Here is a 21,855-nt window from a genome sequence, read left to right on the forward strand (position 1 = left end):
AAAGGTCGCCCTTGTCGCCTGCATGCGCAAACTGCTCATCACGCTTAACGCAATGGTTCGCTCCAACACTCCCTGGCAGTCGGACTTCCATGACGCGTGACATTGCTCGTCTCAAGATAGTTGCTGTTCTTATGGGCAACGGGTGCGGCGCTAGCGACGCTCGCCATTCAGGAACGCGTGCATGCCTTCCTTCGCGTCGTCGCCGCTTTGCATGAGCGCTGCGGTGACCGATTCGGTAAACAAGCCGTCGCTCATCGACATATCGTGAATGCGCGGTACCGCGTTGATCGCTGCCCAGTTCGACAGCGGCGCGTTCTGCGCGACGCGTGCTGCGAGTTCGGCAGCCATCCTGCGGCCCTCATCGGGTTCGGCGAGATAGTGCGCAAGGCCAAGACGATGTCCGTCCTGTGCGTCGTAACGACGGCCGGTCAGCATCATTTCAGTCATCCGGTCCGGACCGATCACCCGTGCGACCCGCACCGATGCACCTCCGCCGACGAAGATGCCACGCTGCGCTTCCGGCAACTGAAAGAACGTGTCGTTTGCGGCAATGCGCACATGCGCGGCGAGCGCGAGTTCGAGCCCCCCGCCGATCACTGCACCCTGCAGCACCGCGACGACCGGCCGGCTCGAAAACTGGATGCGATGAAAGACCTGATGCCAGCGCTGCGACGTGCGCAACACATCGACCGGCGCGCGCCGACTGTTTTCCGCGAGATCGAGGCCCGCGCAGAAGTGCGGGCCAGCCGCGCACAGCACGACTGCACGAATCTCGTCGCCCAGGCTTGCGAACGCAGTGTCGAGCGAATCGATCAGCGCGTCGTTGAGGGCGTTGCGTTTCGCGGAACGCATCAGTTCGAGATGCGCAACGGCGCCGTCAAGGCGTACATCGAGTAATGCGTCAGTCATGCCTTCATCCAGGTGGTCGATGAACATATCTTATAAGATATCTTTGATTGCGCAAGACAAATGCACGAATCTAGTGAAAACCCTGGAAATTCGCGTGACCTCAGATGAAAACTCTGCGGCATCTCGCTAGATCATCGCAAGGAAGATATTTTTTAGTATATTTACATGAATGCCCCAGCCCGACGCTCGCGTAAGATGCGGCTTTCCCGTCAAGAACTGAAATGGCGACCGATTCCCCCAACCGAATGTCATCACGCACCGCAAAGTCTGCGCAGGACACTCTGCTCACTAGCCTTGCGCGCCGCGTGCGCACGTTGCGTGCGCAGCGCGGCATGACGCGCAAGCAGCTCGCCATGCAGTCGGGTGTCTCCGTGCCGTATCTGGCCCGCGTCGAAGGCGGTGAAGGCAATGTATCGATTGCGCTGCTGCACAAGCTGTCCGTCGCACTCAATGTGCCGATGCAGGAGTTCCTGTCCGATGGCGCATCGCAGAACGCGGACCTCACGATGCTCGTGCAGTTCCTCAAGCAGCAGCCGCCCGCAGTGCTTGCACAACTGCGCCAGCAGTTGATTTCGACGCCGGGCGTTGCCGATGCACTCCACGGTCAGCGCGTGGCGCTGATCGGGCTGCGCGGCGCCGGCAAATCGACGCTCGGCGCATTGCTTGCCGCAGAACTCGATGCACCGTTCATCGAACTCGACAAGATGATTGAGCAGGAAGCCGGCATTGCCATTGGCGAAGTCATTACGCTGTACGGTCAGACGGGAATGCGCAGGCTCGAGAGGCGCTGCGTCGAACAGATCGTCGATACCTACCCGCGCGTTGTGCTCGCACCAGGTGGTGGTATCGTCGCGGAGGCGGCAACCTACGAACTGCTGCTGCGCACGTTCTACACCGTGTGGCTGAAAGCCCGGCCCGACGTACACTTTGCACGTGTGATGGCGCAGAACGATGCGCGCATCGCGACGGCGGCGCTACGGCGCGAAGCGCTCGAACACATTCACCGGATGCTCGATGCGCGCGAGAACCTTTATCAGCTCACGAATACAACGCTCGACACTTCCGATCTAAGTATTGACGTAGCGATACAACAATTGGTCGGGCAGATTCAGCACAGCGTTGCGTTTCACACCGCATCATGATGCCGGGCGATTTGATAGACGACCGGAATATTGGCCGACGAGCTATACAGATACCCGGTGATCGGGATGGCAAGCGCTTTCACGTCGCCGACATCTAGTCCATCCCCCTGAACGGCCACATCTGCTTGAGTCGCACCCCACTGCCATAGAGCGGCAGGATCCTCGACTCGAGCATCGCGAGTGACTGGATCGCGAGCTGCGACAGCGTGTGCTTGGTGCTGGTCGCAATCGCAAGGCGGCTGACGAGCGTAGGCTCCGTCATGCGGATCAAACGGAAGCGCCGCTTGAGCGCATCGCCGGCAGTCGCGTTCAGCGAGAGCACTGCATAGCCGATCCCCTCGCTGACGAGATCGAGAATCGACGCGACCGCGTCGACTTCCAGTTCGATGCGCAGTCTCACCCCCTGCTCCGCCGCAGCCGCCTCCACCATTCTTCTGATCGCGTGCATACGGCCGGGAATCACGAGCGGATAGCGCGCGATTTCCCGCAGTGGGATCGTCGTCACAGGCGCGTCGTCCGGTGGTTCGTCCGCACTCCCCTGGCCGATCAAAAACAGTTCTTCGGTGAAGACGGTTCGCTTGTCGATCAACGGCGTATCGAACGTGTCGTAGATCACGGCCGCATCCACGCGTCCCATCATCAGCCATTCGATCAGGTAAGTGGACAGGCCCTCGGCAACCGAAATGGTGGCGCCGGGAAACGAAGTCCGGAAGCTGCGCACGAGATCGTGAGTGGCGACCTTCGCAAAGCTCGGCGTGATGCCGATGCTGAAATGGCCGCCTACGCGACCATGCAACTCGTCGAGATCCTGCGACGCTCGTTGCACCTGCGAAAGAATGCCCTTCGCGTGTGCGAGCATCCGCTGCCCGGCCGGCGTGAGCGTGACGCCCCGGCCGTTGCGCTCGAGCAGCGTATGGCGCAGCTCGACCTCCAGATGCCGTACGAGCCGGCTTAACGCGGGCTGATTGGTGTCCAGTGTGATGGCAGCGCGCGTGAAGCTGCCGAGTTCGGCGACATGAACGAACGCCTCGAGTTGTTTCAGGTCCATCGGGCTATGTGAGATTTGTATATCAGCTAGTCAGGTATGGCAATTGTAGCCATGAGCATCGGCGACCACAATTCGTCCATCTACAGGGACCGCATACGGCGCGGCCCACCACCCAGAGACGACGTTCGATGACATCCAGCCTGAAATCCTGCCTGCCTCCCGATCCCCATCCCGTTCGACCCACGCATACACTGCCCGCCGATGCGTGCGATGCGCACTGTCACGTGTTCGGTCCTGCCGACCGTTTCCCGTATGCACCTGATCGCAGCTATACCCCGCCCGATGCGCCCTTCGAACGACTGACCGCGCTGCACGACTTTCTCGGCCTGAGCCGCGGCGTGATCGTTCAGGCCAGTTGCCACGGAACGGACAACACCGCGATGCTCGACGCGATCGCGCACGGCAACGGGCGCTATCGCGGCGTCGCGATCGTTGACGGCGACGTCACCGATGAACAGCTCGCCGACCTCGATGCGAACGGCGTGCGCGGCGTGCGCTTTAATTTCGTCGCGCATCTGGGCGGCGCGCCTGATCTCGACGTGTTCGACCGCGTGCTCGGGCGGATCGAGCAACTCGGCTGGCACGTGGTGCTGCATCTCGACGCGCAGGACATCCTGCAGTACGCGGACCGGATCGCACGCATCAAGGTGCCCTTCGTCATCGATCACATGGGCCGCGTGCGTGCCGAGGCGGGACTGGATCAGCAGCCGTTCACGCAACTACTCGAACTGATGCGCAATCCGCTCGCGTGGGTCAAGGTGTGCGGCGCGGAACGCGTGTCCGTAGGTCGCCGACCGTTCGACGACGCGATTCCGTTCGCGCGCACGCTGATCGAGGCCGCGCCCGATCGCGTGCTGTGGGGTACGGACTGGCCGCATCCGAACATCAGCAAGGACATGCCGAACGACGGCGAACTGGTCGATCTGCTCTATCGCTTCTGCCCGGACGCGGCGTTGCGCGAACAGTTGCTGGTCACGAACCCGGCGCGTCTCTACGGTTTCTGATCGACATCCACCGACGCAACGACGTCGACAAACTGCCGCATCAAGATGGCAGACATGCGAAAAGACGGTATAGACAGTCTTTTCGCTCACCACCCGAAGTCAGGAGACAACGATGATTCACGCGCACGTTGCGCCGCCCGTACAGGAGTGGCGTCATGAATGACAGTGCAGTCATGACGCCGCAGTCACGCCCCGCGAAGAAGCCCTTCTATCGCACGCTCTATTTTCATGTGCTCGTCGCGATCGTGCTCGGCGTAATGCTCGGGCATTTCGCGCCGTCGCTCGCCGTGAAGATGAAGCCGCTCGGCGACGCGTTCATCAAGCTGATCAAGATGGTGATCGGGCCGATCATCTTCTGCACCGTCGTCACCGGCATTGCCGGGATGGGCGACATGAAGAAGGTCGGGCGCGTCGGCGGCAAGGCACTGCTGTATTTCGAAGTGGTGTCGACGCTGTCGCTCGTGATCGGGCTCGTCGCTGGACATCTGTTCCGGCCAGGTGCCGGCTTCAACCTGAACGCCGCCACGATCGATGCCAGCGCGCTGACCGGCTACACGACGGCCGCACATCAGCAGAACACGGTCGAGTTCCTGATGCACATCATTCCGGACACGGTCACGAGCGCGTTCGCGACCGGCAACGTGCTGCAGATCCTGCTGATCTCGGTGCTGTTCGGTGCCGCGCTGGCGGCAACCGGCGAGCGAGGCCGTCAGCTCACGGCGATCATCGATCACTTCGCCCACACGTTTTTCGGCATCGTCCACATCATCATGAAGGTTGCGGCGATCGGCGCGTTCGGTTCGATCGCGTTCACGATCGGCACCTACGGCATCGGTGCAGTGCTGCCGCTGCTGAAGTTGATCGGCGCGTTCTACCTGACGCTCGTGGTCTTCGTGCTGGTGGTGCTGGGCGCGATTTCGCGGCTGCTCGGTTTCAGCATCCTGCGTTTCATGAGCTATATCCGCGAGGAAATCCTGATCGTGCTCGGCACGAGTTCGTCCGAGGCCGCGCTGCCGCAGATGCTCGAAAAACTCGAACGTCTCGGTTGCTCGAAATCGGTGGTCGGGCTCGTGATTCCGGCTGGGTATTCGTTCAATCTCGACGGCACCAACATCTATCTGACGATGGCCGTGCTGTTCATCGCGCAGGCGTTCAACATCGAACTCAGCCTGACGCAGCAGCTGACGCTGGTCGGTGTCGCGATGCTGACGTCGAAGGGGGCGAGCGGCGTAGCCGGCGCGGCGTTCGTGATGCTCACGTCGACGCTGCTGGTGTTTCCGCTGATTCCGGTGTCCGGCATGGTGCTGATCCTCGGCATTCATCGCTTCATGGGAACCGGGCTCGCGATCGTCAACACGATCGGCAACGGCGTCGCGACGCTGGTGGTCTCCGCGTGGGAACACGAACTCGACCGATCGAAACTGAACGCCGAAATGTCGCGACGCCGTTCCGGTTGATTTGTGCCGACTGACTAACCCGTCAGTCGAAAAAAAAGCCAAAGCGTCTCGAGGTCTGCGCGTGCGTGTGTGCGAAACACATGTACGCACGCGCGGCGGGGAACGCTCGCGCCAAAAAAATAACCTGTTTGGAGACGCACTTGAAACTCACACGACAAAACGGTTCACGACGCGGTTTCGGTTTTCACCGCGTCTGCCTCGCCACGACATGCCTGCTGACCGCAGGCGGGGCCGCGCACGCGGAAGACGCTGCGCAATCGTCCGCCAATGCCGCGATTGCATCGTCGTCGGTGCAGATGTATGGCCTGATCGGCATGTACGTCGACAGCTCGAAGCTCAGTACGACCCGTGCGAGCACCGTGCAGGAAGGCGGCGGCGGACTCACGACCTCGTACTGGGGCATGCGCGGTCGGGAAGACCTTGGCGGTGGCAATGCGGTGATCTTTGGGCTCGAAAGTTTTTTCCGGCCCAACACGGGGCAGCTCGGACGCAACACGACGGACGGTCTGTTTTCGCGCAATGCGTATGTCGGCCTCACCGGCCGCTACGGGACGTTCAAGTTCGGCGAGCAGACCAACCCGACCTATATCAACCAGCAGCTCGTGAATCCGTTTGGTTCGTCAGTGGTGTTTTCGCCGCTGATCGTGCAGTCGTACACGGCCACCTACAACAACACGGTGATCGGCGACACGGTATGGCAAAACGCAGTCGAGTACGTGACGCCGAACACGGGCGGCCTGACGGGCACGGTGATCTACAGCGTGAGCAGTACGACCGGTCATCAGGGCCGCGACAATCTCGGCCTGCATCTGACCTACAGGAACGGCCCGCTGACCGCAGTGTTTTCGGCGCAGCGCGACCGCACCGCAGCAGTCGCGCCTTCGACCGGACAGTACCTGTATCTGGCCGGCTTCGCGTACGACGCGAAATTCGCCAAGGTCTACGCCGCCGCGCAGATGACCAGCAACAACGACGTGGAGACGGGTTCGCATACCTACGAACTGGGCTTGTCCGTGCCGCTCACAGCGTCGACCGCGATTCTCGCGGAATGGGCGCGCACGAAACACAGCGCGCCGCTCGACCGGAGCAACGTGCGCAATACCGGCACCGTCGCGTACGACTACATCCTGTCGAAGCGCACGCAGGTGTACGTCGTCTACTCGTACGACAAGCTGACGGATAACCCGTCGGGCAGCACCTACGGGGTCGGCATACAGCACACGTTCTAGCTCTGGCGTCGTGCAGGACGGGGATGCAAAACGGGGATGCAAATCACGGGCCTCAGTCCGTGTTCGCCACCTGCGCCAGCACGGCCGGGATCCACGCCATGTCGCTGCCCGCGAGCGCATCCGGCCCATACAACGCGACCGACTGCCCCAGTATCTTGATGTCGATCGCGTCGCCCTGCATCGCACGCGCGGTCTTGAAGTCCGGATGATGCTGGGTCGCCGACCAGACGATGTAGCGCCCCAACTCGGTCACGCGCGCCGGCAGCGCGACGATCAGCATCGTGATGAAAGCGCCGCCGATAAACCACAGCAGCGTGTCCCGCTCATCCGCCGACAACGCGAGCCCGGTCGTTGCGCCAAGCGCTGTAAAGATCAACACCGCAAACGGCAGCATATTGATCAGATAGCTCGCCCACCAGCGCCGCGACCCGAACGCGCGCATATAGCCGATCGCGATCAGTTCGTCCCTGAAACCTCGGATCAAGCCGGCGCGCTTGAGGGCAGACCCCAGCCGGACCATCAGGTCCCTGAACACCGCGGGCTGCCGCGCGGTCGCCAGCACTTCTTTCTCGACCGCATCGAGCTCGTCGTGGGATGTGCCGTTTTCCATCAACACCCCGGCGACGCCCGGCACGAGAATCTTGCGCCCAAGCAGTCGCACAACGCCGGTTAGCGCGACCCGCGACACGCCGCCGCTCAGCAGCGCCATCTGGTACGCGGAGATTTTCGTGATCTGCATCGTCGAGCCTGCGCGCCAGATCCGCCGCGCTTTCCATAGGCGCCACACCAGCGTCATGTAGAGCGCCGCGGCAAACGCGAGGCCGACTGCGACGGTCACGACGATCGAATCGGGCATACGTGTGTCCATGACCTGCGTGCGTGTGCGGTGACGATGTGGAGCCACAGGCGCGCAAGTGATCGATGAGCGAACGGATGCGGTGACGACGATGCGATCCGGTCCGGACGGCGAGTTCGGTGAACATCGCTCGACGCATGATAGGCGATCGAAGGGCCGGGTTGAAACGGGAGCGTATTTTTTCTTCAACGGTTCGATTCACGCTCTGGATCGGAGAGCGTTACCGAACGCCGGCCCCAGGCTGGCGAGACAGGCGACGCCCGCTGGCCTCTCAATGGCTGATCATCCAGGGCCGGCCGCCGCTTGCCCCCTTCAGTTCGTTCGCCGTTGCGCCCGGGGTTTTCATCCCCGTTCCGCACCCACACGCGGGCCCGTGACGATGAGGGGATTCGCCCGAACGCCGTGGCGCATGCGCCGCCCGTTCGTTGATGATATGGCTCGCGCGCGCGTTGCCCGGCATCAGCGCCAGCGCGGGCAAGCTCAGCGTGCGCCGCGCGGCCAGGCCGCAGGTGGGGCACCCGCAGGCGGTGTCGCGTTCGGCGATCGGGCGAGTCGCGATGAAATCGCCGCAGCGGTCGCAGTGGTAGTCGTAGGTCGGCATCGGAAAGTCCTCGATGGATCAGGGCCGCCACACCCGGTCTATCGCAAGGTCGGGTGCAGCGACCGACGGGTTCGAACGGCCGTCGCTCAGACCAGGTCGGGAGAAAGCGGTAAATCGACACCGCCCTGGATATGCACGACGGGGCCCGCGGACGTCGGCCGGATGTCGAATTCGAAGATCTGGGTGGGCAACCAGAGCGTCGCGCATGCATTGGGTACATCGACTACACCACTGATGTGCCCTTGCACTGGCGCGGTACCGAGAATCGAGTAGGCCTGCGCGCGCGAATAACCGAACTTCGTCAGGTACTCGATTGCGTTCAGGCACGCCTGGCGGTACGCGATGTGCACGTCCAGATAATGCTGACGGCCCTGCTCGTCCACCGAGATGCCTTCGAAGATCAGGTAGTCGTTGTAGTTCGGCGTGATCGGGCTGGGTTTGAAAACCGGATTCTTGATCCCGTACTTCGCCATACCGCCCTTGATCAGTTCGACCTTCATATGCACCCAGCCGGCCATTTCGATCGCGCCGCAGAAGGTGATCTCGCCGTCGCCCTGGCTGAAGTGCAGATCGCCGACCGACAGGCCCGCGCCGTCGACATATACCGGGAAGTACACCTTCGAGCCGCGCGACAGGTCCTTGATGTCGCAGTTGCCGCCGTGCTCGCGCGGCGGCACCGTGCGTGCGCCTTCAGCCGCGGCCTTCGCATGCGCATCGCCCGCGAGCCGGCCCATATGGGCGGTCGCGGCGAACGGCGGATTGGCGAGCCCCGGTACGCGTTGCGGATCGGTCGCAATCAGCGCGGCCTCGCGCGTGTTCCAGGTCGCGAGCATGGCCGGGTCCGGCAGACAGCCAATCAAACCGGGATGGATCAGCCCTGCGAAATTCACGCCCGGAATGTGCCGCGAACTCGTATAAAGCCCGTGAAAATCCCAGATCGACTTCTGCGCCTGCGGAAAATGATCCGTGAGAAAACCACCCCCGTTCTGTTTCGAAAAGAAGCCGTTGAAGCCCCACTGACTCTCCTGCTTCGCGCCGATGTCGAGCAGGTCGACCACCAGCAGATCGCCCGGCTCCGCACCCTTGACGCCCACCGGCCCGGACAGGAAGTGCACGATCGACAGATCGATGTCGCGCACGTCGTCCGCGCTGTCGTTGTTCTTGATGAAGCCGCCGGTCCAGTCGTAGGTCTCGAGAATAAAATCGTCACCGGGGCTGACCCAGCACGCCATCGGGATGTCCGGATGCCAGCGGTTGTGGATGTTCTCGTTCTCGTACGCCGACTGGTTCAGGTCGACCTTGATCAGTGTTTCAGCCATGGCACATCCTCCTTGGGGAATTGGCAGGCAGTCGGCTCATACCGACAGGTACTCGCGGATCGTCGCCGCATCGGCCGCGCTACGCGTGCTCTCGTGCACGAAGCGTCCGCCTTCGATGACGAGCAGCCGGTCCGCGACGTCGAGCGCGAAACTCAGCACCTGTTCGGACACGACGATGGTGATCTCCCGCAACTTGCGGATTTCGTTCAGCGCACGCGCGATGTCCTTGATGATCGACGGCTGGATACCTTCGGTCGGCTCATCCAGAAGCAGCACTTTCGGCTGCGAGACGAGCGCCCGGGCGATCGCCAGCTGTTGCTGCTGGCCGCCGGACAGATTGCCGCCCTTGCGTGCACGCATCTCGTAGAGCACCGGAAAGAGCGCATAGATTTCGTCGGGAACGGTCTTGCCGCGGACGTTCTCGAGGCCGGTCCGGATGTTCTCCTCCACGGTCAGCGTCGCGAAGATCTGCCGCCCCTGCGGCACGTACGCAATGCCTTTGGCGACGCGCTGGAAGCTTTCGTCGCGCGACACGTCCGCGCCGTCTACCCGCACCGCGCCGGACTTCAGCGGCAGAATGCCGATCAGCGACTTGAACAGCGTGGTCTTGCCCATGCCGTTGCGCCCCATGACCGCCACGGTTTCGTTGCGGGCCGCCTCGAAACTGATGCCATGCAGCGCTTCGCTCTGGCCGTAACTCACGAATATGTCGTCGACATTCAACATGCTGGGTTCCTCGACAGCCAGATCAGTGGCCGAGATAGACATCGATCACGCGCGGATCGGTCTGCACCTGTTGCATCGGACCTTCGGCGAGGATCTTTCCCTGGTGCATCACGGTGACCTTGTGCGCGATCCGCGCAACGAAGGCCATGTCGTGTTCGATCACGATCATCGAGCGGTTCTGGCAGATACGCTCCAGCAGTTCCGCGGTCGTTTCGCGTTCGCGCACGCTCATTCCCGCGATCGGCTCGTCGAGCATCAGCAGTTCGGGTTCCTGCATCAGCAACATGCCGATTTCGAGCCACTGCTTCTGTCCGTGCGACAGCAGCCCTGCTTCCAGATCGAGCTGGCTCGCGAGGCCGATCTCGCCGGCCACGCTGCGCACGCGGTCGAGCACATCGCCGGTGCGGCGAAACGCGAGCGCGCCGAACACCCCGCGACCGCGCGGAAACGACACTTCGAGGTTTTGCCACACCGACAGGTTTTCGTAGATCGACGGCGTCTGGAACTTGCGTCCGATGCCTTTGCGCACGCGGCGAAATTCCGGCAGCCGTGTCATCTCCTCGTTGCGGAACTTGATGCTCCCCTCGCTCGCTCGCGTTTTGCCACAGATCAGATCGAGCAGCGTGGTCTTGCCGGCGCCATTCGGTCCAATGATCACGCGTAGTTCGCCGCGGTCGACGTACAGATTCAGCGAGTCGATCGCCTTGAAGCCATCGAACGACACGCTCAGGCCTTCGACGGCCAGCACGAAATCGGTATTGCTCATGTCGTGCTCCTTGTTGCGCTCTTTGCCGTACGGCGCAGCAGCCACGGCTTCACATGGCTCTCGTAGAGGCCGGCGAGCCCGTCCGGAAACGCCATCACCACGCCGATGAAGAGTGCCGCCATCAGGAACAGCCACAGGTTCGGAAAGGTCTCCGAGAACCAGCTCTTGCCGAGGTTGACCAGTACCGCACCGTAGACCGCGCCGACGAGCGACATGCGTCCGCCCACCGCCGCATAGATCACCATCTCGATCGACGGGACGATGCCGACGAAGGACGGCGACATGAAGCCGACCTGCAACGTGAACATCGCACCGCCGATCGCGGCGAGCACGGCGGCGATGCAGAATGCGAACACCTTGAACATCGCGACGTCGTAGCCGGAGAAGCGCACCCGGTCCTCCTTGTCGCGCATCGCCAGCAGCAGCGTGCCGAACCTGCTGCGCTGAACGTACCGGCAGCCAAGAATCACCGCGAGCAGCAGCACGGCGTTGACGAAATACAGCACGAGCTTCGCGCCGTCGCCGCGGATGTCCCAGCCGAGCAGCGTGCGCAGATCGGTGATGCCGTTCACGCCGCCGGTGTAGCCCTGCTGGCCGATGATCAGCACCGACAGGATCAGTGCGACCGCCTGCGTGATGATCGCGAAATAGACGCCGCCGACACGCCGCTTGAACATCGCGAAGCCCACGACGAACGCGAGCGCGCCGGGCACCGCCACGACCGCCGCGAGCGCAAACGGCAGCGAGTGAAACGGCTTCCACCAGAACGGCAGCGCGGTCAACTGGTTCCAGTCCATGAAATCCGGAATGCCGGGGGTCGACTGGATCTTCGTGCTGATCGGGTCCGATGCCTCGAGCTTCAGGAACATCGCCATGCAGTAGCCGCCCAGGCCGAAAAAAACACCCTGGCCGAGGCTCAGCACGCCGCCGTAGCCCCATGCCATGACGAGCCCGACGGCCACGAACGCATACGTCAGGTACTTGCCCATCAGATTCAGACGGAACGCATCGAGTGCGAGCGGAAACACGACGAGGAGCACCAGCGCGAGCACCGCGATGCTGCTGTAACCGTCGCCCGCCAGCCAGCGCCCGAGCGGCAGAAGGCCGCGAGCGGGCTGCGGCGAAGGCGCGTCCGGCTCACCTGCGGAAGGGTTCAACGGGTCCATACGGGTTTCTCCAGCCTGCATCGATTGAAGGGACGACGGGACAACACGCCGGGCCGCGCGCGGTGCAGATCAGGCACGACGTACCCGCGCGGCGAACAGCCCCTGAGGCCGCAGCATCAGCACGACGACGATCGTCAGCAGCGTGACCACGCGCGCCGACGATCCGGTCATGAAGAACTCGCTGATCGACTGCATCTGCGCGATGCCGAAGGCGGACGCGACGGTGCCGAGCAGGCTCGCCGCGCCACCGAACGTCACGACCAGAAACGAATCGACGATGTAGAGCGATCCGCTCGTCGGGCCGGTCGAGCCGATCGCCGTAAAAGCCGCGCCCGCGACGCCGGCTATCCCGCAGCCGATCGCGAAGGTCAGCCGGTCGGTACGGCGCGTGTCGATGCCGGTCGCGTTCGCCATCTGCCGGTTGGCGACCGTGGCCCGCACCCGCAGTCCCCAGCGCGAGCGGTACAGCGCCAGCAGCAACCCGCCCGTCATCAGCATGGCGAGGCTCATCACGAACAGCCCGTTGACCGGAATGTCGAGCCCCTGTGCCGGCGACCACGATCCCATCAGCCAGTCGGGCAACGCGGGACTCACCTCCTTCGGACCGAACACCGAGCGGAACACTTGCTGCATGCCAAGGCTCAGCCCCCACGTGGCGAGCAGCGTGTCTAGCGGACGCCGGTATAGATGGCGGATCAGCGCCCACTCCGCGAGCCAGCCCGCCGCGAACGCTAGCGCGAACGCCGCGCAGATCGCGAGCGGAAAGTAGACAGGCGTGAGCCCGTGCCAGGTGTTGTCGGCGATCTGCGAAAACATGTAGATCGTGTACGCACCGATCGTCATGAATTCGCCGTGCGCCATATTGATCACGCCCATCTGGCCGAAGATCACCGCCAGCCCGAGCCCCATCAGCAGCAGCACGCTGAACAGACTGAGGCCCGCGAATCCCTGCATCAGCGTGATGTTAAGAATGTCCGAAGCCGACATATGTCTCTCCTCGCGTAGCGTCGTGCCTACTTGTCATGCTTACTTGTCATGCTTACTCGCCGTGTTTACTGATAGCCCTTGGGGAACGGATTCGGCTCGATCAGATCGGGCGATTCGGCTACCACCTTGAACTGACCGTCGGCCTGCGCCTGGCCGATGCGTGTGCGGCTCCACAGGTGATGATTCGCGTGGATCTTCACGTAGCCTTCCGGCGCGGTTTTCATTTCGATGCCGGGCGAAGCGGCTACGACCTTGTCCACGTCGAAGCTGCCCGCTTTCTCGACGGCCGCCTTCCACAGCCATGGTCCGAGGTACGCCGCCTGGGTCACGTCGCCTATCACCGACTTCGGTCCGTACTTCGCCTTGAAGGCAGCGACGAATTTCCGGTTGTTGTCGTTGTCGAGCGATTCGAAGTACTTCATCGCCGAATAAAAGCCCGCGACGTTTTCGCCGCCGATGCCGAGCACTTCGTCCTCGGTCACCGAGATGGTCAGCAGGAACTGCTTGTCAGCCGTGATACCCGCGGCCTTCAACTGCTTGTAGAAGGCGACGTTCGAGCCGCCGACGATGATCGCGTAGATGCAGTCCGGCTTCGCGATCTTGATCTTGTTGATCAGCGAGTTGAAGTTGGTGGTGCCGAGCGGGTAATACTCTTCGCCCACGACCTTCGCGCCGACGAGATGTTGCTCGATGTGCTTGCGCGCGATCTTGTTCGACGTGCGCGGCCAGATGTAATCGGAACCGATCAGGAAGAAGCTCTTCGCCTTCTTCGTCTGCTGCGCCCAGTTGAGGCCCCAGAGAATCTGCTGGGTGGCTTCCTGCCCGGTGTAGAACACGTTCTTCGATTGCTCGAGGCCTTCGTAGAACGTCGGGTAGTACAGGAGGCCGTTGTCGCGCTCGAAGATCGGCAACACCGCCTTGCGCGACGCCGACGTCCAGCAACCGAACACCGCCGCGACGTGATCGTTTTCAAGCAGCTTCTTCGATTTTTCCGCGAACGTCGGCCAGTCGGATGCGCCGTCTTCCTGAATGATCTTGATCTTGCGGCCGAGGATGCCGCCCGCCGCGTTGATCTGTTCGATCGCGAGCCGCTCCGCCTGAATCGAACCGGTCTCCGAGATCGCCATCGTGCCGGTCGCCGAATGCAGCTGGCCGACCGTCACGTCGGTATCGGTCACGGCGAGATGGGTCGTATTGATTTTGGCGGTCGGATACTGGTCTGCCCGCGCGATGCCCGACAGCGCCAGCGCGGGCGCCGCTGCAAGGCCCATCAGCAGTTTGCGCCGCAGCGCCGAAGGCATGCCCTGCTCGTTCTGATCGTCGTGTGACATCGAATTCTCCTTGTGGTCGGGTCGGTCGAGCGCGGCGCAAACCGGCCGGCGGCATCGACGGAACGAAAGGTAGGTAGCCAATTTGTCCGGCTGAATACGTCAGTTGACGTAGGGCAACGCGAATTTGCGCTTCCTATAATCGCGTCGGCCCGTCGCGCAGGCGCATGCCGGCGGTTCATGCCGCGCTGCCACGCTGCCGCCCGCCACACGACCATCGCGAATGGAATGCAATTTGCATGGACGAGCCGGCCCACCCGGAACCCGCCGACTGAACGCATCGATGCACCAAACGGAACCACCCTCGCCGCCCGCCGCCCCCCAAGCTGGGGCATCGCGGCCGCCGTCGGGCGGCACGCAGCGCATCGTCAAGATCCGCCGCGACTACAACGCGTGGGTGGGCGACGAAACGCTGGAGGACTACGCGTTGCGCTTCACGCCGCGCACGTTCCGGCGCTGGTCCGAATTCCGCGTCGCGAACACGGCGATGGGCGCAGTCTCGTTTCTCGCGCTGGAAGCGATCGGCGGCTCGCTGGTGGTGAACTACGGGTTCACGAACGCGGTGTGCGCGATCCTCGCGGTCGCGCTGCTGATCTTCCTGACCGGCATGCCGATCAGCTACTACGCGGCCCGCTTCGGGGTCGACATGGATCTGCTCACGCGCGGCGCAGGCTTCGGCTATATCGGCTCGACGCTGACGTCGCTGATCTATGCGATCTTCACGTTCGTGTTCTTCGCACTCGAGGCGGCGATCATGTCGCTCGCGCTCGAGCTCTATCTGAAGGTCCCACTGTCGCTCGCGTACGTGATCAGCGCGCTGGTGATCATCCCGGTGGTCACGTTCGGCATCACGTTCATCAACCGGCTGCAGGGCTGGACCCAGCCGCTATGGATCGTGCTGTTGATCGCGCCGTATGCGGCGGTGCTGTGGCGCGAGCCGCACGCACTCGCCGAATGGGTAACGTTCCGTGGTCTGTCGGGCGGCGGCGGCGAGTTCAACCTGTTCGCCTTCGGCGCGGGCAGCACGGTGGCGTTCTCGCTGATCGTGCAGATTGGCGAGCAGGTCGACTATCTGCGTTTTCTGCCGCCGCGCACGCGCGCCAACCGCGTACGCTGGTGGGTCGCGCTGATCGCCGCCGGTCCTGGCTGGATCGTGCCGGGCGCACTGAAAATGCTCGGCGGCGCCTTTCTCGCGTTCCTCGCGATCCAGCACGAAATCGATCCGGTGCACGCGGTCGAGCCGACCCAGATGTACCTGACCGCCTATCGCTATCTGTTCCACTCGCCCGAGGGTGCACTCGCCGCGATGACGCTGTTCGTGATCGTGTCGCAGTTGAAGATCAACGTCACCAACGCCTATGCCGGCTCGCTCGCGTGGTCGAATTTCTTCGCGCGGCTCACGCACAGTCATCCGGGGCGGGTCGTATGGCTCGTGTTCAACGTGCTGATCGCGCTGCTGCTCGTCGAGATGGGTGTGTTCGAGGCGATCAGCAAGGTGCTCGCGCTGTACGCGAACGTGGCGATTGCGTGGATCGGCGCGCTCGTCGGCGACCTCGTGATCAACAAGCCGCTCGGGTATAGCCCGTCGCACGTCGAGTTCAAGCGAGCGCATCTGTACGATGTGAATCCGGTCGGCGTAGGCGCGATGCTGATCGCCTCCGCGGTCGCCGCGCTGTCGCATGCCGGTGTATTCGGCGAAACCGCCGAGGCACTGTCGTCGTTCATCGCGCTGCTGGTCGCATTCGTGTGCGCGCCGCTGCTGGCGATCGCCACGCGGGGGCGCTATTACCTCGCGCGCGACGACCGCGATCTGGAACAGGGCGCGGTGTTGCGCTGTGTGATCTGCGAGAACAGCTTCGAGCGCGAAGACATGGCGCACTGCCCTGCGTATGCCGGTTCGATCTGCTCGTTGTGCTGCTCGCTCGATTCGCGCTGCAACGACTCCTGCAAACCGCATGCGCGTTTGCCCGCGCAGTTCGGGCAAACGGTGCGCAAGGTGTTTCCGCGAATCCAGCTCGGGCCCGCGGGTCTGCGGCTCGCGCAATACGCGTGCGTGCTGGTCGTCGTGCTCGCGCTGTTTGGCGGCGTACTGTCGGTCCAGTGGTATCAGAGCATGCGCAGCCTTCCGCTGCTCGACGCCATCACGCACAAGGTACTGCTGCACGGCTATCTGGGGGCCTTTTTTGCGCTCGCGCTGGTCGGCTGCATCGCCGCCTGGTGGCTTGTGCTCGCCAACGAGAACCGCAAGGTCACGCAGGAGGAATCGCAGCGCCAGGCCGAGTTGCTGATGCAGGAAATCGAGGCGCACCGCAAGACAGACGCCGCGCTACAGCAGGCCAGCGCGGCGGCGGAATCGGCGAACCGCGCGAAGAGCCGCTATGTGACCGGTTTGAGCCACGAATTGCGCACGCCGCTGAACAGCATTCTCGGTTACGCGCAATTGCTGCTGCAGACCGCCGACGAGCTCACGCCGTCCCGGCGCGACGCGGCCGCCACCATTTACCGCAGTGGCGAGCACCTGCTCGCCCTGGTGGACGGCCTGCTCGACGTCGCACGTATCGAAGCGGGCAAACTGCAACTGGACGTCACCGAAGTCTCGCTGCCGGAATTCGTCGCCGAGCTGTCGGCGATGCTCGAACCGCAGGCGACCGACAAGGGTCTGCGCTTCGAGATGACGACCAGCACACGCATTCCGGACGTGGTGCGGATCGACGGAAAACGGGTCCGGCAGATTCTGATCAACCTGATCGGCAATGCGATCCGCTTCACGTCGAGCGGGTCGGTGACAGTGCGTGCCGGTTACGCATGGGAAACCCTCACGTTCGAGATCGTCGATACCGGTCCTGGCATGCCGGCTGCCGAACTGGAGCGTCTGTTCCTGCCGTTCGAACGTGGCGCCGCGGCGCGCGAGCACGATCACGGCGCGGGTCTCGGCCTGACGATCTGCCGCCTGCTGACCGAACTGATGGGCGGCAGTCTGCAGGTGGACAGCGAAGTCGGCAAGGGCACACGCTTCATCGTCAAGCTCTTCGCATCCGAGGTGCGCGCGCCGCAACGGCTCACGGGCGGCCCGCTCAAGTTGAAGGGCTATGACGGACCGCGCCGCACGGTGCTGGTGGTCGACGACCTCGCCGAGCAGCGGCGCATCGTTACGCAGACGCTCGTGCCGCTTGGCTTCGCCGTCGTCGAGGCCGCGAGCGGGCCCGAAGCGCTGCAGTGGCTCGGCGGCGCATCGGCCGACGTGATCGTGATGGACGTGGCCATGCCGGCCATGGACGGCTTCGAGGCGAGCCGGCTGATTCGCGACAATCATCTGTCCGCCGCGCCGATCCTGATCCTGTCCGCCAATGCATTTGCTGACGATCGCGAGAAAGGCACTGCGGCCGGCTGCGACGACTATCTTGCCAAGCCGCTGCATCTGCCGCTGCTGCTCGACAAGCTGGCCGCGCTGCTGCGACTGCAATGGATCGCCGATGCGACAAGCGCCACGGCGCCCGTCACCACGCCTGCGCCTGTGCCCGACGATGCACCGGCGCTGCTGCCCGCCGCGTTGCGCGACGAACTGCACGCGCTGCTTGAAGTGGGCTACGTGCAGGGCATCATCGAACATCTCGACGCGGCGCAGCGGAGCGCGCCGGAACTCGCTGCGCAGCTGGAACAGCTGCGCTCGCTCGCCCGCCGCTTCCGGCTCGCCGAACTCGCGCGACGGCTCGCGCCTCTCCCGCAGGCTTATCCCGATGCATGACGAGACCCTCCTTCTGCCGCCTCTCACCCAGCCGGAATTGCCCGACGGCAAACCGACGGTACTGATCGTCGACGATGTGCCGGACAATCTCGCGCTGCTGTCCGATACGCTGCAGGCGTCCGGCTACGCGGTTCTCGTCGCGCTCGACGGACAAGCCGCGCTGCAATGTCTGGCGCGAATCACACCCGATGTCGTGCTGCTCGATGCGCTGATGCCCGGCATGGATGGTTTCGAGACCTGCCGCCACATCAAGGCCGATCCACGCAACCGCCATTTGCCGGTGATTTTCATGACGGCACTGACCGACAGCGAACACGTCGTGCAGGGCTTCCGGGTGGGCGGTATCGATTACGTGACGAAACCCGTGAAGCCGAGTGAAGTCACGGCACGCATCGCCGCGCATGTCCGGCGCTCGCAGCAGCACCGCCAGGCGGACATGGTGCTGCAGATCGGCATGCGCGCCGCGCTGGTCGCGGCCGCCGACGGCGAAATCCGCTGGCAGAGCGACCTCGCGCGACGCCGGATCGCGCGTTATGCGCTCGATGCGCAGAGCGGCGAAATCCCTGCTGACATCGACGATCCCGTCGCGGTGGCCGCAGGAAGCGGGTATCTGCCGCCGATGCTCGCGCAGTGGCTCGCGCGCTGGATTGCCGCGGGCGCCGATCCGCAGGCCGCGTTCGAGACAACCGTGGCAGGCGTGCGCCGGGTCGCGCGCGTGCTCGGCCCGGCGACACAGGACGACTGGCTGATCGTTCTCGAGGAGTTCGACGACGTCGAACAAAGCGCCGCGCTGGCGGCGCAATTCGGTCTGACCGCACGCGAAGCCGAAGTGCTGCTGTGGCTATCGCGCGGCAAGACCAATCGCGATATCGGCGAGATCGTCGGGATGGCGCCGCGCACCGTGAACAAGCACCTCGAACATCTGTTCGTGAAGCTGCACGTCGAAACGCGCGCAGCCGCGGCGGCCATCGCGGCAAGAGCGAGCGCGCGCAACGGTTGACGCAGCGGTTGACACATCGTCACGCGCCCGGATGCGGCACGTTCTGCACCATCAGCATCTGCGGATTCGACAGCGAAATGTTCGCGGCGCGCAACCGCTTCAGGATCTCGAACAGCAACTCACTCTTGACCGAGCCCGAGATACGCGGACTGCTCACATAGCCGGTCACGCTCAACGTGATGCCGTCCGGTGTCAACTGGCTGAAGGTGACCGAAGGCGCGGGCTTGTCGAGAATCGCCGCATGCTCGTCAAACGCGCCGAGCAGGATGTCGCGGATCTGTTCGGGGTCGGTGTTCAGCGGGAACGTGAGCATCAGCGTCGCGACGCCCTGCGTGCTGTTGCCCATCGTCACATTGCGCAGGTTCTGCGAAATCAGCTGCGAGTTCGGCACGATCACGGTGGACCGGTCGCTTAGCTGGATTTCGGTCGCGCGCACGTTGATGCGGCGGATGTCGCCTTCCACGCCGCTGATGCTGATCATGTCGCCGACCTTCACCGGCCGCTCGGTCAGCAGGATCAGGCCCGACACGAAATTCTTGACGATCTCCTGCAGCCCGAAGCCGATCCCCACCGACAGCGCGCTGACGATCCACGCGAGGTTGTTCCATTTGACACCCAGCAGCGACAGCACGAGCAGCACGAGCAGCACGTAGCCCAGATTGCTGAACAGCGTGACGAGCGACATCCGCATGCCGGGGTCCATACCGCTTTTCGGAAACAACTCCGCATCGAGCCAGCGGCGCACGGCCCGCAGCAGATACGCGCCGACCCCCAGTGCGATCGCGGCGTTCAGGATGTGCGCCGGCACGATGTTCAGGCGCTGCAGCCGCTCCGTGCCGAACGCGCCGAGCAGGCTCGTTAGCAGATCGCCGGGCGTCGTGCCGAAGCCACCGGTGAACAGCGCGAACACGGCGATCAGCATCAGCAGGCTCGTGCCTACGCCGGACAGGATCGTCGACACCTGGTCGAGATGCATGTCGGTCAGGCCGAACAGATGCTTGATCGCGCGGCCGCTCGAGTGCTGGGTGGAAAAGAAGCTTTCGCACGCGTCCTTGATCAGCTGCGTCAGCAGGTACACGCTGCACAGCACGATGTCGAACCACACCAGTTCGTACGTGAGGAAGCGCGCGATCGAGATGTAGCCGATCAGCAGCGCGCCCAGCGACACCACGATGGTTAGCGTGACGCCCGCATGAATCAGGCCGGCGAGTGTCGAGCGCGCCTCGGGCGCTTCGCCTGCGGCGGCAAGCGCCGAGCGGACGCGGTTCGAGCGCACCAGCGACAGGCCGATCGTCAGCACCACGACGAGCGATACGATGCCGCGCCCGAACAGCGTGACCTGCAGGCTGGTGTCGACCGTGCGGTTCAGTTGCTCGATCGTGCCGGACAACATCAGCAGCCCCGCGAGCCACGCGACGAAGGGTCTCATCGCGCGCGCGACTGGATCGGCGATCGCGGGCAGGCGCCATGACGGATGTCGCGTGCACAATAGCGCACGGCCGAGGCCGGCGATCAGCGCACAGGTCATCGCGAGTTTCGCGACTGAGTCGGCAAGCTCGTCGAGCGACGGCGACAGGTCCGCGTGGCGCGTCAGCATGTAGTACACGAGCTGCACCGCGACGGCGGTCGTGAGCACGGTCGCGAGCGACGTCGACAGCGCGAGCGCACTGCGCCGCAGACGTCCCTCCGGCAAGCGACGCAGGCACAGGTACGCCATCCCCCGCTCGATCAGTTGACGCCCTGCTGTCCACACCGCGAGCGCGATCAGCAGAAGCAGCACGGTCACGAACTTCTGTCCCGGTTGCCACACCGATTTCAGCACCGGCGCGACTTCGGCGCCGAACGCGCTCATACGTTCCTGATCGTCCGGATTCGGCCGGAACAGCGGCGACCAGAACTGTGGCGCGAGAATGCTGCCCGAACGGAACGCGAGCTGGTTCTTCAACAGCCCGTGCCCGAGCCGCCCAATCTGCGCGGTCAGGTTCGCGAGGTTGGTCTTGCCGTCGGCGGCCTGCTTGACCTCAGCGTCGAGCTGCGTCTTGCGCGTGTCGAGATCGGTGCGCTGCTTCGCGACCGACGCCGTTTCCGGCGTCGCGCCGGCGGCCGGCGGAGGACCGAGCACGTCCAGTTGTGCCTGCAGTTGCGCGCGTTGTGGCAGCAGCGCGGCGGTCAGTTTGTCGGTGTCGTCGGCGAGCTGCTTCGTGGCATCGTCGAGGCCCGAAAGCTGTTTGAAGCTGATTGCGGTGGAGGCCTGCTGCTTGATGCTGTCCTGCCCGCGTTGCAGCCGTTTCAGTTCGGCTTGCGCGTCGTCGTGCGACAGGATGACGGGTACGGGTATCGCAACGGTCGAGGCGGCGGGCGTATCGCCGACGGGCGCGGTGCTCTTTGCGGGACTGGCGAATGCGACGTCTGCGACGTCAGGCAGTAGCGCGGGAATCAGGGTGAGCGCCGCGACCAGCGCGACGCGAAATGCGAACTTTAGCGACATATCCAGAATGGCTCACGATGCATGGCGTAAGCCGGACGACAGCATCCGGCAACGCTATAGCTTGCCATACTCGGTTGCCGAGCT

At 63.7% G+C, this 21,855-nt stretch carries 17 protein-coding genes and 1 pseudogene; 7 read left to right on the forward strand and 11 right to left on the reverse strand.

The annotated features are described in order from the left end of the window. A pseudogene (locus ACREXZ_RS14310) lies at positions 1-100 on the forward strand (IS110 family transposase); the annotation flags it as partial. 50 nt (positions 101-150) lie between these two features. Here the strand turns inward: ACREXZ_RS14310 and ACREXZ_RS14315 are convergent. After that, the gene (locus ACREXZ_RS14315) at positions 151-909 is read right to left on the reverse strand and encodes a crotonase/enoyl-CoA hydratase family protein (protein ID WP_431764751.1); all 759 of its coding nucleotides are present in this window, start codon (positions 907-909) and stop codon (positions 151-153) included. A gap of 221 nt (positions 910-1,130) precedes the next feature. Here ACREXZ_RS14315 and ACREXZ_RS14320 point away from each other — a divergent pair, with 221 nt between their 5' ends. Continuing rightward, positions 1,131-2,051: a helix-turn-helix transcriptional regulator gene (locus tag ACREXZ_RS14320; protein WP_431764752.1), complete on the forward strand. Its 921-nt coding sequence runs from the start codon at positions 1,131-1,133 to the stop codon at positions 2,049-2,051. 94 nt (positions 2,052-2,145) lie between these two features. On the opposite strand, the gene ACREXZ_RS14325 is transcribed toward ACREXZ_RS14320, so the two are convergent. Then, complete coding sequence (locus tag ACREXZ_RS14325) at positions 2,146-3,099, reverse strand: LysR family transcriptional regulator (RefSeq protein ID WP_431764753.1); 954 nt, start codon at positions 3,097-3,099, stop codon at positions 2,146-2,148. Positions 3,100-3,239: 140 nt separating this feature from the next. On the opposite strand from ACREXZ_RS14325, the gene ACREXZ_RS14330 reads away from it, so the two are divergent. From ACREXZ_RS14330 to ACREXZ_RS14340, 3 genes are all read left to right on the forward strand, one after another. Further along, complete coding sequence (locus tag ACREXZ_RS14330; protein ID WP_431764963.1) at positions 3,240-4,103, forward strand: amidohydrolase family protein; 864 nt, start codon at positions 3,240-3,242, stop codon at positions 4,101-4,103. 155 nt (positions 4,104-4,258) lie between these two features. Then, positions 4,259-5,560, forward strand: coding sequence for a dicarboxylate/amino acid:cation symporter (locus ACREXZ_RS14335; RefSeq protein ID WP_431764754.1), 1,302 nt, complete (start codon positions 4,259-4,261; stop codon positions 5,558-5,560). Positions 5,561-5,700: 140 nt separating this feature from the next. After that, complete coding sequence (locus tag ACREXZ_RS14340; protein ID WP_431764755.1) at positions 5,701-6,789, forward strand: porin; 1,089 nt, start codon at positions 5,701-5,703, stop codon at positions 6,787-6,789. Positions 6,790-6,841: 52 nt separating this feature from the next. Here the strand turns inward: ACREXZ_RS14340 and ACREXZ_RS14345 are convergent, their stop codons facing one another. From ACREXZ_RS14345 to urtA, 8 genes are all read right to left on the reverse strand, one after another. Further along, positions 6,842-7,645 carry a TIGR04222 domain-containing membrane protein gene (locus ACREXZ_RS14345; protein ID WP_431764756.1) on the reverse strand — a complete coding sequence of 268 codons (804 nt, stop codon included), beginning with the start codon at positions 7,643-7,645 and terminating at the stop codon, positions 6,842-6,844. Positions 7,646-7,916: 271 nt separating this feature from the next. After that, positions 7,917-8,246 (reverse strand): FmdB family zinc ribbon protein, encoded by a 330-nt coding sequence (locus ACREXZ_RS14350; RefSeq protein ID WP_431764757.1) that lies wholly within the window; start codon positions 8,244-8,246, stop codon positions 7,917-7,919. A gap of 86 nt (positions 8,247-8,332) precedes the next feature. Next, a complete protein-coding gene (fmdA, locus tag ACREXZ_RS14355) occupies positions 8,333-9,565 on the reverse strand; it encodes a formamidase (RefSeq protein ID WP_431764758.1) in 1,233 nt (410 codons plus the stop codon). 36 nt (positions 9,566-9,601) lie between these two features. Next, positions 9,602-10,291, reverse strand: a complete 690-nt coding sequence (urtE, locus tag ACREXZ_RS14360; RefSeq protein ID WP_431764759.1) for an urea ABC transporter ATP-binding subunit UrtE — start codon at positions 10,289-10,291, stop codon at positions 9,602-9,604. Positions 10,292-10,313: 22 nt separating this feature from the next. After that, positions 10,314-11,057 (reverse strand): urea ABC transporter ATP-binding protein UrtD, encoded by a 744-nt coding sequence (gene urtD, locus ACREXZ_RS14365; protein ID WP_431764760.1) that lies wholly within the window; start codon positions 11,055-11,057, stop codon positions 10,314-10,316. Continuing rightward, positions 11,054-12,223, reverse strand: a complete 1,170-nt coding sequence (gene urtC, locus ACREXZ_RS14370; RefSeq protein WP_431764761.1) for an urea ABC transporter permease subunit UrtC — start codon at positions 12,221-12,223, stop codon at positions 11,054-11,056. The genes urtD and urtC overlap by 4 nt, the downstream gene beginning before the upstream one ends. A gap of 69 nt (positions 12,224-12,292) precedes the next feature. Next, entirely contained in the window at positions 12,293-13,210 is a 918-nt protein-coding gene (gene urtB / locus ACREXZ_RS14375; RefSeq protein WP_431764762.1) for an urea ABC transporter permease subunit UrtB, read from the reverse strand. 65 nt (positions 13,211-13,275) lie between these two features. Then, positions 13,276-14,541, reverse strand: a complete 1,266-nt coding sequence (gene urtA / locus ACREXZ_RS14380) for an urea ABC transporter substrate-binding protein (RefSeq protein WP_431764763.1) — start codon at positions 14,539-14,541, stop codon at positions 13,276-13,278. A 280-nt stretch (positions 14,542-14,821) separates the two neighbouring features. Between urtA and ACREXZ_RS14385 the strand changes: the two genes are divergently transcribed. Together ACREXZ_RS14385 and ACREXZ_RS14390 are read left to right on the forward strand one after the other, a co-directional pair. Further along, positions 14,822-18,283, forward strand: a complete 3,462-nt coding sequence (locus ACREXZ_RS14385) for a hybrid sensor histidine kinase/response regulator (protein ID WP_431764764.1) — start codon at positions 14,822-14,824, stop codon at positions 18,281-18,283. After that, a complete protein-coding gene (locus ACREXZ_RS14390; RefSeq protein ID WP_431764765.1) occupies positions 18,276-19,283 on the forward strand; it encodes a response regulator in 1,008 nt (335 codons plus the stop codon). The genes ACREXZ_RS14385 and ACREXZ_RS14390 overlap by 8 nt, the downstream gene beginning before the upstream one ends. Before the next feature lie 19 nt (positions 19,284-19,302). Here ACREXZ_RS14390 and ACREXZ_RS14395 read toward each other — a convergent pair whose 3' ends face one another. After that, on the reverse strand, positions 19,303-21,771 hold the full coding sequence (locus tag ACREXZ_RS14395) for a DUF3772 domain-containing protein (protein WP_431764766.1): 2,469 nt from the start codon (positions 21,769-21,771) through the stop codon (positions 19,303-19,305). Positions 21,772-21,855: the final 84 nt, after the last annotated feature.

Source organism: Paraburkholderia sp. (assembly GCF_050742655.1).
Taxonomy (GTDB): domain Bacteria; phylum Pseudomonadota; class Gammaproteobacteria; order Burkholderiales; family Burkholderiaceae; genus Paraburkholderia.